The following is a 12,981-nucleotide window of genomic DNA, read 5'->3' on the forward strand; positions in this document are numbered from 1 at the left end:
AAATAACAAGCATGAAGCAAATTGTACTGACATCGATTTTAGTGGTGATGAGTAGTTATCTGATGGCCCAGCAACCTTATGTATCTCCCGTATGGAGCCCCGATCAGGGCGACGGTACTTATAAGAATCCGGTAATCAATGCCGATTATTCTGATCCCGATGCCATCCGGGTAGGCGAAGATTTCTATATGGTCGCTTCCAGTTTCGATCAGGTGCCGGGCCTGCCCATCCTGCATTCCAGGGACCTGGTTAACTGGCGACTGATTGGCCATGCACTGTCCAGGCAGATTCCCCTGGAAGTATTTAACCGCAACCAGCACGGCAACGGCGTATGGGCTCCGGCGATCCGTTACCATAATAAACAGTTTTATATCTATTATCCTGATCCCGACTTCGGAATTTATATGACGCAGGCCAGCCAAATTACCGGACCCTGGTCCGAACCGGTACTGGTGGAAGGCGGTGCCGGTCTGATCGATCCCTGTCCCTTCTGGGATGAAGATGGAAAGGTATACCTCTCCCATGCATATGCCGGCAGTCGTGCCGGAATCAAAAGTGTACTGGTGATTAAAGAAATGAATGCGGAGGGTACAAAAACCATCAGCAAGGGGGTAATGGTTTTTGACGGTCATCAGACCGATCCCACGGTAGAAGGGCCAAAGGTCTACAAGCGCCATGGCTATTATTACCTGTTTGCACCGGCCGGTGGTGTAGCGACGGGATGGCAGCTGGTACTGCGCAGTAAAAATATCTATGGACCTTATGAACGCCGGGTGGTGATGGAACAGGGAACTACGTCAGTCAATGGCCCCCATCAGGGTGCCTGGGTGGATACGCCGGGAGGCGAGGACTGGTTCCTTCATTTTCAGGATAAGGAAGCCATCGGCAGGGTGGTACATTTGCAGCCCATGAAATGGCTCAATGACTGGCCTGTCATAGGCCTGGATAAAGATGGTGATGGTATTGGATATCCGGTGCTGGAACATAAGAAGCCGAATCTGGGCAAAGATTATCCCATCGAGAACCCGCAGGAATCTGATGAATTTAATGGAACAGCACTTGGATTGCAGTGGCAGTGGCAGGCCAACCCTCAGGCCACCTGGAGCTTTATGAATACCGCGGAAGGCAGCCTGCGACTTTTTGCCCATCCTGTTGATAGCGGCACCGGATTATGGAATACCCCACAGGTGCTGCTGCAGAAATTTCCAAATGATGCATTTACGGCTACGACAAAAATCCGGTTCAGGCCCAGTGAAAAATTTACCGGCGAAAAAGCCGGACTAACTACAATGGCCATGAGTTATGGCAGCATTGCGGTGAAAAGAAAACCCCAGGGCAATTATATCGTTTTTACCAGCTGTGAAAAAGCAGATCGTGGCGGCCTGGAGACCGAAAAGGAGCTGGCGCAGCTCCGGCAGGAAGAACTCTTTCTGCGAATGCAGTTTAACCGGGATACAACCTGTATTTTCAGTTATAGTCTCGATGGCAAAAAGTTTACGGAAGCCGGTCGGATCAAAGCCACCCCGGGAAAATGGATCGGCGCCAAAGTAGGCTTGTTCATCACCAGCAGCGTGAAAATCAATGACGCCGGATTTATGGATGTGGATTGGTTCAGAATTACTCCCTAAACGGCCTGGAAATCCAGGAACCGAAATTATTATTCGAAAAGGACTCAAAAAATTAATGATTGATTGATGAAGCAGTATGTATGGACCGTGATCCTGTTTTGTGGCGCAATGACAGCGGGAGCGCAGCAGCCCCTTGAACTCTGGTACCGCCAGCCGGCAGCGAATTGGAATGAAGCCCTGCCCATCGGCAATGGCAAACTGGCGGCGATGATTTTCGGCGACCCCGCCCGGGAGCAGTTGCAATTGAATGAAGAAACCATCTGGGCGGGCGAGCCCGGTAACAATATTATCCCGAATGTGTATGATTCCATTCAGGAAATCCGCCGGCTGCTGCGGGAAGGAAAGTACCGGCAGGCCCAGGATAAGTCCGATGCCAGTTTTCCCCGTCATGCAACTGCGGATAATAATTACGGCATGCCTTATCAGACGGCTGGCGACCTGCTGGTAGATATACAGGCCCAGGGTGCCGTCAATGACTACAGACGGTATCTGGATATCAGCAAGGCGATTGCAGGCGTCAGTTACCGGCAGGGGGGTGTGCGGTACCAGCGCCAGTATTTTGCCGCCCTTTCCGACAAAGTGATTGTCATGCGGCTGACGGCAGATAAAAAAAAGGCCATCCATTGCAAGCTCCGGCTCCGGCCTGCTTTTCCGGCTTCAGTACTGGGGGTCACAGCCAACCAGCTAACCCTGGAAGCAAACAGTGGTTCGGTAGATAATAAGATCGGACGGATCCGTTACCAGATACGGGTGCAACCGGTTTTGGAGGGCGGTCAACTGATCCGTCAGGACAGCCTGCTGGAAGTCAGGGGGGCGGATGCGCTCACGGTTTATATTTCGATTGCGAGCAATTTCGTGAACTATCATGACCTGAGCGGCGATCCCCTGACCCGGAGCCTTCAGTTGCTGGAAGCGGCCAGGTCCCGGCGTTTTGATCAACTCCGCCAGCGCCATGTAACTGCGTATAAAAAATATTTTGAGCGGGTATCCCTGGATCTGGGTCAGACACCGGCGGCCCGGCAACCCACTGACCAACGGGTCCGGGATTTCCACCGGGTATCGGATCCCGCCCTGGTGGCACTGTACTTTCAGTTTGGCCGTTACCTGTTGATTTCCAGTTCACCTCCCGGAAGTCAGCCTGCCAACCTGCAGGGAAAATGGAACAATAAATTATCACCTCCCTGGGACAGTAAATACACGGTCAATATCAACACCGAAATGAATTACTGGCCGGCGGAAGTCACCGGGCTGCCGGAGATGCACCAGCCCTTATTTCAGATGCTCGCCGAACTGGCCGAGACCGGCCAGGCAGCGGCTGCCGGCATGTACCATGCCCGGGGCTGGGCCATGCATCATAATACCGATCTATGGCGGATCACCGGGCCGGTGGATGGCGGATTTTACGGTATGTGGCCGATGGGCGGCGCCTGGTTGAGCCAGCATTTATGGCAGCATTATCTGTATACCGGCGACCGAAAATTTTTAGCTGAAGTTTACCCGATTCTCAAAGGCGTTACCTTGTTTTATGTCGATGTCCTGCAAACGGACCCCCGTCATGGCTGGCTGGTGGTCAGCCCTTCGATGTCACCCGAGAACAAATACCAGTCAGGTGTGGGCATTACTGCCGGGACTACAATGGACAACCAGCTGGTATTCGATGTATTTTCCAATCAACTGGCGGCTTCCCGTATCCTGGGACGGGACCCGGATCTCGCTGATACGGTAGCCGCTATGCGCCAGCGGCTGGCGCCAATGCAGATTGGCCGTTTCGGTCAACTCCAGGAATGGTTACAGGACTGGGACCGAAAGGACGATAAGCACCGCCATGTTTCGCATTTGTACGGATTGTTTCCGGCGGCGCAGATTTCACCTTTTAAGCATCCGAAACTCTTCGCTGCAGCCCGTCAGTCCCTGACCCTGCGGGGCGATAAGTCCACCGGCTGGTCGATGGGCTGGAAAGTCAATCTCTGGGCCCGCCTGCTGGACGGGAACCGGGCCTATCAACTTATTTCCGATCAGCTGAGTCCGGCGCCCCCGGAAACCAGCGGTCAGAACGGAGGAACTTATCCCAACCTGCTGGACGCACATCCGCCTTTTCAGATCGACGGTAATTTCGGTTGCAGTTCCGGCATCGCCGAAATGCTGCTGCAGTCTCATGATGGCGCCCTGCATCTACTGCCGGCCCTGCCGGACCAGTGGTCGGCCGGGCGGGTTCAGGGATTGCGGGCCCGGGGCGGTTTTATCGTCCGGGACCTCCGGTGGGAGGGTGGGCGCCTGGTCAAAGTAACCCTGGAGTCAACGCTGGGTGGCCGGCTGCGTCTGCGCAGTACCACCCCACTAAAAGGACCTGGTCTTCGGGAAGCCAGTGGCGTTAATGACAATCCTTTTTACCAGGTACCGGAGATTAAACAACCATTGATTGCAGCGGGAGCGACACTTTCTCCGCTGGTAGCATACCCCGTCCGGCAATACGATCTGAATACCAGGGCCGGGGGGCTGTATACCCTGGAAGCCAGCGAAGCGCCTTGAGGGGTGGATGGCGGTACGGTTTTTTCGGCATCCTGCCATCTATGAATAAGGGTTATATTTACGGTTCTAAATCAACGATATGCACCTTATTAGCAGCATTCTTTTATGCTGGGCGCTGCTGCCGGCTTTCTGCGGTACCGCTCAGGCGGCTGAGCGACCACCGAATATTGTCTATATCCTTGCCGATGATCTGGGCTACGGTGATCTGGGTTGCTATGGACAGGAGAAGATTGAAACGCCGCATATCGACGCCCTGGCCCGAAATGGGAAGATGTTTACCAGGCACTATGCTTTTGCCGTCTGCGCACCTTCCAGGTACCTGCTGATGACAGGCAGGCATTCCGGCCATGCCTTTATCCGGGGCAATCATGAATGGGGCCAACGCGGGCCCGTATGGGATTTTGAAGCGATGGAAGCGAATCCTTTTCTGGAAGGCCAGTTCCCGATACCCGATTCGACTTTTACCATTGCCGAATTATTGAAACAGGCTGGCTATGTTACGGGAATGGTAGGTAAATGGGGCCTGGGCGCACCGTTCAGCTCGGGCCATCCCAATCGCCAGGGATTTGATTATTTCTACGGCTATATCTGCCAGCGACAGGATCATACCTACTATAACGGCCATCTCTGGGAAAACCAGGACCGGGTCGCATTGGACAACCGCATCCAGGCGCCCAATGTACGTTTTCCGGACAGCCTGGACCGGATGGATCCTAAAAATTATGAACGCTATCAACAACGCTATTATGCACCGGATTATCTCATCCGGGCCGCCCTGGGTTTTATAGAGAAGCATAAGGAGGAAACCTTTTTCCTGTATTATCCCAGCCCGCTACCCCATGTTTCGCTGCAGGCGCCCCAACGTTGGGTGGATTATTATCATCGCAAATTTGGTGATGAGACCCCTTTTTTGGGCGGTTCCTATTTTCCCTGCCGCTACCCCCGGGCCACTTATGCTGCGATGATCAGCCTGCTGGATGAGCAGGTTGGCCAGATCGTCGCCAAGCTGAAACAGGCGGGTTTATATGATGAGACCATTATCATGTTCTGCAGTGACAATGGTCCGGCCAGTAATGGGGGTGTTGCCCCGGCTTTTTTCAACAGTGCCGGCCCATTTAAAGGGACCCGTGGCTGGGGCAAGGGCTATTTGCGGGAAGGCGGTATCCGGGCGCCTTTTATTGTACAGTGGCCGGGCCGGGTCCAGCCCGGAACGGTATCAGCGCTACGCTGTGCTACCATCGATATGATGCCCAGTTTCTGCGAATTGCTGGGTCAGCCCCTACCGACACGGATCGATGGAATCTCGATTTTACCGGAGCTTCTGGGCCGTTCCGGTCAACAAAAGGAACATCCCTACCTGTATTTTGAATACCCGGAGTATGGTGGCCAGCAGGCCCTGATCATGGGCAAATGGAAAGCGCTGCGCCGGGAGTTAATGAAAGGGGTGATCCGCACAGAGCTCTATGACCTTTCTGTGGATTCCACGGAGCAGCAGAACCTGGCCGACCGGTATCCTGAAATTGTTCGCCAGGCAACAACATTGATGCGCCGCGAACACCAAAGACCGCAAGTCAGTCGTTTTGAAATCCCGGTACTGGATCAGGATCCAGCCGGCAACTGATGACGTAGGGCAGGCCTTTCGGTTCAGGCCCGCCCCTTCAATAAAGTTTTCAGGATGGTGTGTATCAATATTTCATGAAAATTCAGGGTATAGCTACGAACCTGGGAGGTTTCCATGCAATTTGGACCGCTGCGTGGGATTATTGTAGGGCCCGGTGCCTGAAAATTGAGAATCCGCTGCTGGTGCCAATCTGTTAATTTTGCAGCCATGATAAACAAGGATGATTTGCAATTGAGATGGTGGGATCTGGAAGCCCGCCTGGTGGAGCGATTCGGGAAAAAGCCGGATATGGAAACGATTCTGTTTCTGATCGGTATTCAGGAACTGGGGCAGATCGGCAAAAAATTTACGAAGGAACAGAAACAGGACCTGATGCATATAGCCATTTGCCGTTTGCTCAGTCCCAGCGGCTTTTATGAACTGGAGCAGGTGGACGAAGAGGGCTGGCCGCATTACCGGCAACTTAAACCCATGCCGGACCTCAATCCGATCGAACAGGAGAATTTTCTCAAAGACCATGTGTTGCTGTATTTTTCTGAAAATGAATTTTAATGAAAATACGCTTCGATAGCATCGGACTCTGCTTTCTCTTATGGATGATGATGGGTTGCGCCACCAGTCGGGTATACCAGAAGGACCGCAGAAAAGACGTCCTGCTGGAGACCAGTATGGGTGATATGCGTATCAGGCTGAGTGATGCGACACCCCTGCACCGGGACAATTTCCTCCGGCTGGTCAAAAAGGGTTATTATGATGGCCTCCTGTTTCACCGGGTGATTCACCATTTCATGATTCAATCCGGAGATCCCGACAGCCGCCATGCGGCCGCCGGGTTGCCCCTGGGAGATGGGGGACCTGCATATACAGTACCTGCGGAATTTCGCGCAGCGCTGTTTCATAAGAAAGGTGTTATTGCTGCTGCCCGGGAGGGCGATGACCAGAACCCGCAAAAAGCCAGTAGTGCCAGCCAGTTCTATATCGTACAGGGCAGAAAATGGACCTCCGAAGGGCTGGACAGTCTGGAGCAGGGTCGGTTGAAGGGTCGTAAAATTCCCGCAGAACAAAGAGCAGTATATATCCGGCTGGGCGGCAGTCCGCATCTGGACCAGCAGTACACCATCTTCGGGGAACTGGTCAGTGGCCTGGAAGTCCTGGACCGTATCGCCGCCGTCCCAACCAGTAAGGGGAAGGACCGGGACCGGCCGCTAAAAGATGTCCGGGTGAAAAAAGCCAGGTTGGTGAAAAGAATATAATTTTCAGGTTTTCCGCATTTCGTAAACAAAACTGTTCCGGGTTGGGATAATTTCGTGCCCCAAATAAATTCCCGGACATGCAAAAAACGCAACCCTCTATTCGATTTTCAATCTTCTGTTTCTTTCTTATTTTTAGTCTCCAGGCCCATGCACAGTCAACAGCATCAGTAAGCGGCCGGGTGACCAGCTCCGACGGACAGCCGGCGGCGGGCGTGTCGGTATTCCTGGAGGGTCGTACCCGTGGCGTTGTTGCCGGTACTGATGGCCGCTATGAAATCAAAAATATTCCGGCAGGTACTTATCAACTTTCAACCTCCTTTTCCGGTCTGGAGAACCAGTCCCGCCAGATCAGTCTGGAACCGGGTCAGACACTGGTTGTAAATTTCGTGCTTCTCGAAGACAGCCGGCAACTGGAGGAAGTCATTATTGCCGCCCGCCGCAATAAAAATGCACTGACCAGCACGGTTGCCAAGATGCCGATTAAAAATCTGGAGAATCCCCAGGTCTACAGTTCGGTGCCTGCCGCATTGCTGAAAGAGCAGGGGATCACCCATTTCGATGATGCGCTTAGAAATGTCCCCGGCATCGCCCGGACCTGGGGTTCCACCGGAAGGGGTGGAGACGGTGGTACTTATTTTGCACTTCGGGGTTTTGAGGCACAGCCCGGACTGGTCAATGGCTTACCAGGCCTGGACAGCGGGAACCTAGATCCTGCCGGTATCGAAGAAGTTCAGGTAATCAAGGGGCCGTCAGGTACCTTGTTTGGCGCCAGTTTTTACGGCTATGGGGGTATTATTAATACGATTACCAAAAAGCCCTACCCTGATTTTGGCGGTGAACTTTCCTATACCATCGGTAGCTTTGACCAGCACCGTCTTACCGCCGATATCAATGCCCCGCTGGATGGTTCCCGGAAGCTGGCCCTGAGGGTCAATACGGCTTTGCATACAGAAAATAGTTTTCAGGATGCGGGCTTTAAGAAATCTTTTTATATCGCGCCCACGCTTTCCTACGAAGTCAGTGACCGGCTCAAACTCAGCCTGCTGGCGGAAATACTGGAGGAAGAACGGGCCGCACCGCCCATCCTGTTTATGACAGATCGTGAGACACCCCTGGCTTTCAAAACCGTAGAAGCGCTGAATCTGAACGATGAACTATCTTTTACCAATAATGACCTGACCATCCGCAATCCCAGAAAGAATTTTCAGTTGCAGGGGCTTTATAAATTATCCGAGCATTGGAATTCCCAAACCGCGGTATCGGGATCCAATATTAAATCAGACGGGATCTATACCTATCTCTGGGGCTATGAAGCCGATCAGCCCAGTTATTATTACCAGGATTTCAATATCCAGGGCTATAATACCAATACCTTCGATATACAACAGAACTTCAACGGTGATTTTAAATTAGGCAATATCCGAAACAGGGTCTTACTGGGACTGGATTACTTTACCAGAACGGTAAAAGACAGAAGTTCAGGCTGGGTCACTACCCGCAGGGTGAATCCCCAGGGGGAATATATTACCGAAGACGGGTTTGACGGCGACGGTCTGGATGCCCGTCAGATTACAGAGGCCCTGAAGGCCACTGAATATGCCGATTCAAAAATTACCAGCAGTGCTTATAGTGCTTACGCGTCTGATTTGATCAATTTTACACCCAAGCTGTCACTGATGCTCGGCCTGCGGTTGGATTATTTCGAGAATAAGGCCAACGAGGAGATCCAGAATTATGACCAACTTACTTTTTCTCCGAAATTGGGTGTCGTCTATCAGCCCATCATCGATCAGCTTTCGTTTTTTGCCAGCTACATGAATACCTTTTATAATGTAGCACCTTCAGAAATTTTTGACGAGGAAGGCAATAGTCAGGGCATCAAGGCTTTTGAACCGGAAAGGGCCAACCAGTTCGAACTGGGTACCAAACTGAGCCTTGCCCGGGACAGGTTTTATGCCACCCTTTCCTTCTATGATACGAAAGTGGCCAATCGAGTATACTATACGCCGTTCAGCGCTGTTCAGGGTGGCAAGACCCGGAGCCGGGGCCTCGAACTGGAACTGAATGCCCGGCCGATCCCCCAACTCAGCCTGATCGCCGGATTCAGTCACGGAAAAATAGAAGTAATTGAAGGCAACGAGGCAACGCCGCAGGACTTTTACAATGAAGTGGGCCGGTCTCCCGGCGGACAGGGTCCACAGACCCTGGCGAATTTCTGGGGCAGTTATACCTTTAACCAGGGTCCCCTGAAACATTTTGGTATCGGGCTGGGTGGCAACTATGCAGGCGTTTACCGGGTCGTGGACAATAGCGCAACCGGAGTGTTTGACCTGCCTGCTTACAGCCTGTTAAGCGGTTCCCTTTTTTATAATGGCGATAAATTCAGGGTCAGCCTGAATGGCAATAATCTTACCGATGCCCGTTACTATATCGGTTACTGGTCAATTAATCCCCAGAAGCCGCGCAATTTTTCCGCTACCCTGGCTTATAAATTCTAGAGGGAAAAAAATAAAAAAATAAAAAAACCGGCCTCGGCCGGTTTTCCCATTTCGGTGCGATCCTTAAAGGTTGTCTTTATGCCTTTTGTCAGCTTCTTCTTTGCTGATCTTGCTTTCCATGATCTTTCCTGATTTATGAACCAAGGAAGAAACCGGGCCTTCCATCTCCTCCTGCGGATCCGTTGTACCCAGGGTTTCAGGATCCGGCTTTTTCAGTTCTTCGTCAGAAGGATTGCTTTTTTTGGCTTTGTTTTTATCCTGTTCCATATGCGATAATTTTCTCTTTTTGATACCTCAATTTACGAAATTCTGGTCAAATCAATTTCGCTTTAACGTTCTGCAGTGATATACAAATCCCCTTCCGGACTGCCGGAGGCCATATTGCTACGGCTGATAATAAAAGTATAGTCGCCCCGCTGTCGGATTTCATAATCGAGTTCCTGTCCAAAAGGGCCGTCGGTACTGTTATCAGGCATCAGGATCTGGCTGATCCGGATATTGGTATGCGGCTGGGTCGGTTCAATGCTGATATGAATCCAGCCGGGTTCCAGGTCGGTAATGGTAAAATGAATGGCCTGGGTCGGGCTGGTAATCGTTTTGCGCAGTTTTATGACGGGTAGGAGCTGGGCCGAGACGGTTTCGTTAATGATGGCCGCCTCCGGCAAAACGGCAGCCGTACTGTCTGGCGCATACAGACTATCAAGTATGACCAGGGTATCTGCCGCCGGCTGTGTTGTTGTGCCCTCCGGCGTCGGGCTCGTTTTCTGTGCCGGCGGTGTGCTGTTACAACTGAAAAGCAATACGAGCAATACCAGACCGGCCCCTATGAAAGATTGGCGCATATTACGGGTTTTTAATCAATACCTACTGCCTCAACCTGTCTGCCGGTAACTACCTGCCGGTGAGGAACAACGAGGTACCAGATACTACCCCTTTAACTGCAAAAAAGTTGCCAACTGTTGTCAGCAACTTTTTAAAACCAACAAAAAACCAAGCTATTGTTGCTGGCCAGGGGCATTGCCACCCGTGCCGATACGTTTATTTTCGTCTTCCAGGCCTGTTTTACGTTGTCTGGCGGCCTTGACCTGGGAGCTGCCCAGGCGGTAGGTAAAATTGAGTTTAAACTGCTGGGCTTCCCAGAATACATTCACCCGGGTCAGGGTGCCCACATAATCCGCCTTGCCATCGAAATGCATGGTATTGAATATATCACTCACACTGCCCTTGAGGGTACCCCGGCCTCCGAAAATACTTTTCTGCAGGCCGGCATCCACAAATCCCATGGCTTTGCCCTTAAACAATCCCTGCCAGATAAAAGGGGAGATATACAATGTGCTCAATTCAGCCGTCCAGGTTTTACCAAACTTATAAGTGCTCTGGGTATATAGGGTAAGGCTGAAGTTTTTGGCATCGATATCCCGGCCGCCGCCGCCAAAATTGCCCTTATATATCGAATAGTTGGAGTTTAAATTCGCAAACAGGCTATAGGCCTTATAGCTGAAGGGATAACTGATATTCAGACTGATGATATCCTGGGTGGCCAGGTTGCGGGTGGTCTGAAAGGATTTGCTCTCTTCCGTGGTATCCATAATCTGTGCGAACAGGTCCCTGATATGGCTATAGTTGAGGGTGGTATTCAGTTTATATTTGTAGGTATGCGTGACCCCGAAACTATTGGTATACTGCGGTGTCAGATAGGGATTACCCTGTTGATAAGTATAGTCATTGAGCGCAAACCGGAATGGATTCAGGTTGCTGTAATTGGGCCGGTCGATACGGCGACTATAAGTAAAGCTCCACTGACTCATCGGGTTTTTATTGATGGTAAATGCGGCGCTGGGAAACAGATCGGTATAATTTCTTTTTACCGTGGAATCATAGCTTTCATAGCCAGTTCCCTGTTGCTGCTCACCGGTGGAAATACCCTTGGAGTTCGTATTTTCTGCCCGTAGCCCGGCCTGAATCATAAACCCGTTGAACTGACGGTTATAGTTCAGGTAAGCGGCATTTACGTTTTCAGTATAGTTGAAAACATTGGAATTGTCCCTGTCCCGGATCTCGGTGCTGCCATTGGCATCATACCGGTCAAAATTGTTCCGGGTCTTCACAAAACCGATCTTGGTCCCATAACTCAGTTTGCCTTTCATGAAATTGTGTTCATAGTCGGCTTTAAAAGAATAAATGTCTATGTCCGTAGGCGCAATCATGCGATAGATATTTCTGGAAATCTCTGTCTGGCCGTCACCGGTATAATAAATATTGGGTACATACTGGTCGGTACTGTTTTCATACCGGCCGTAATCGAGGTCGATATTGAACTCCCTTCCGGAGGTATCGGCATATTTATAGTTCAGGTTTCCGTTGTAATTATTTCTGGAAGCCTTCATTTCCGGATTGGCGGCCAGAATGCGGTCGGGCTGACTGGCACCCCGCGGTGTAATGGTCATCGGGCCGGTGGTCTTGTTGTCCATATCGGACAGGTTGCCGCTTACCATAAAGCCCAGGGTATTACGACTGTTGACATAATAGTCCACGCCTGCTTTGAATCCATGGGCCCGCCTGCCGGATTTCGAAACGGAATGCTGATCAAAAATAGTGTCCTGCAACTCCCGGTAGATATCAATGGTATTATGATGCAAACCATCACTGTAATTATAGTTGCCGTAAAAATTGGCTTTCTCACTGCGGTGGTTCAGGGAAATGCCTGCATTGTATTTACTGTAAACACCGATATTATAACCTGCATTGATGGTGCCATTGGTGCCCAGTGCCTTGTTCTTCTTGAGTTTGATATTGATGATGCCCGCATTGCCGGAAGCCTCATACTTGGCAGACGGGTTGGTGATCAGTTCGATACTTTCGATGCTGGAAGCCTGCAGGGAACGCAGGTAGTTGCCCAGGTCGGATCCTTTCAGTGGACTGGGTCTTCCATCGATATACACTTCCACACCCGACTTGCCGGCCATGCTGATATTGTCATCCTTGTCCACGAGCACGCCTGGTGAACGGCGCAGTAGTTCCAGGCCGTCATTGCCGGTGGCATTGATCGTTCCTTCCACATTGACAATCATTTTATCAGCCTTTACTTCCACCAGTGGTTTACGGCTGGTAACCACAACCGTAGAGAGTTCCACCGCGGATTTCTGGAGTTGCAGGTCTTCCACCTGGTGATCGGTACCGTCATAGGAAAAGGCGGCGGAATATTGTTTACTATAGCCCACATTGGTGGCCATGATGATATAATTGCCTGCGGCTATTTTTTCAAAATTGTACCGGCCCTGTTGATCCGTTGCGTTTAATTTGACGATAGAGGAGTCAGACTGCTGCAGCAGGGAAACCGAAGCAGCCGGCATGACCTGACCCGCTTCGTCCTTTACTGATCCGGTTATTTGCTGGGCATGAAGCCCGGTATGAAGTAAAATGAAAGCGAGTCCAAAGCAGAGTGTTCTCAT

9 protein-coding genes are annotated in these 12,981 nt (G+C 51.3%); 6 read left to right on the forward strand and 3 right to left on the reverse strand.

Annotated features, from left to right (window positions below; all coding sequences use genetic code 11):
• The first annotated feature begins 11 nt into the window (after positions 1-11).
• The 6 genes from ACYVI9_RS10165 to ACYVI9_RS10190 all read left to right on the forward strand — a co-directional run bounded on the left by ACYVI9_RS10165 (position 12) and on the right by ACYVI9_RS10190 (position 9,529).
• Positions 12-1,628: a glycoside hydrolase family 43 protein gene (locus ACYVI9_RS10165; protein ID WP_460764170.1), complete on the forward strand. Its 1,617-nt coding sequence runs from the start codon at positions 12-14 to the stop codon at positions 1,626-1,628.
• A gap of 66 nt (positions 1,629-1,694) precedes the next feature.
• On the forward strand, positions 1,695-4,157 hold the full coding sequence (locus ACYVI9_RS10170) for a glycoside hydrolase family 95 protein (RefSeq protein ID WP_460764173.1): 2,463 nt from the start codon (positions 1,695-1,697) through the stop codon (positions 4,155-4,157).
• Between the two features lie 79 nt (positions 4,158-4,236).
• A complete protein-coding gene (locus ACYVI9_RS10175; protein WP_460764175.1) occupies positions 4,237-5,778 on the forward strand; it encodes an arylsulfatase in 1,542 nt (513 codons plus the stop codon).
• 207 nt (positions 5,779-5,985) lie between these two features.
• The gene (locus tag ACYVI9_RS10180) at positions 5,986-6,330 is read left to right on the forward strand and encodes a hypothetical protein (RefSeq protein ID WP_460764178.1); all 345 of its coding nucleotides are present in this window, start codon (positions 5,986-5,988) and stop codon (positions 6,328-6,330) included.
• Positions 6,330-7,031 carry a peptidylprolyl isomerase gene (locus ACYVI9_RS10185; RefSeq protein ID WP_460764180.1) on the forward strand — a complete coding sequence of 234 codons (702 nt, stop codon included), beginning with the start codon at positions 6,330-6,332 and terminating at the stop codon, positions 7,029-7,031. Before ACYVI9_RS10180 ends, ACYVI9_RS10185 begins: the two co-directional genes overlap by 1 nt.
• 77 nt (positions 7,032-7,108) lie before the next feature.
• Positions 7,109-9,529, forward strand: a complete 2,421-nt coding sequence (locus ACYVI9_RS10190; protein ID WP_460764182.1) for a TonB-dependent siderophore receptor — start codon at positions 7,109-7,111, stop codon at positions 9,527-9,529.
• A 63-nt stretch (positions 9,530-9,592) separates the two neighbouring features.
• Here ACYVI9_RS10190 and ACYVI9_RS10195 read toward each other — a convergent pair whose 3' ends face one another.
• The 3 genes from ACYVI9_RS10195 to ACYVI9_RS10205 form a co-directional block, all read right to left on the reverse strand.
• On the reverse strand, positions 9,593-9,796 hold the full coding sequence (locus tag ACYVI9_RS10195; protein WP_460764185.1) for a hypothetical protein: 204 nt from the start codon (positions 9,794-9,796) through the stop codon (positions 9,593-9,595).
• Positions 9,797-9,858: 62 nt separating this feature from the next.
• Complete coding sequence (locus ACYVI9_RS10200; protein WP_460764187.1) at positions 9,859-10,371, reverse strand: hypothetical protein; 513 nt, start codon at positions 10,369-10,371, stop codon at positions 9,859-9,861.
• A gap of 153 nt (positions 10,372-10,524) precedes the next feature.
• Positions 10,525-12,981 carry an outer membrane beta-barrel protein gene (locus tag ACYVI9_RS10205; protein ID WP_460764190.1) on the reverse strand — a complete coding sequence of 819 codons (2,457 nt, stop codon included), beginning with the start codon at positions 12,979-12,981 and terminating at the stop codon, positions 10,525-10,527.

This window comes from Niabella terrae, from assembly GCF_054783135.1.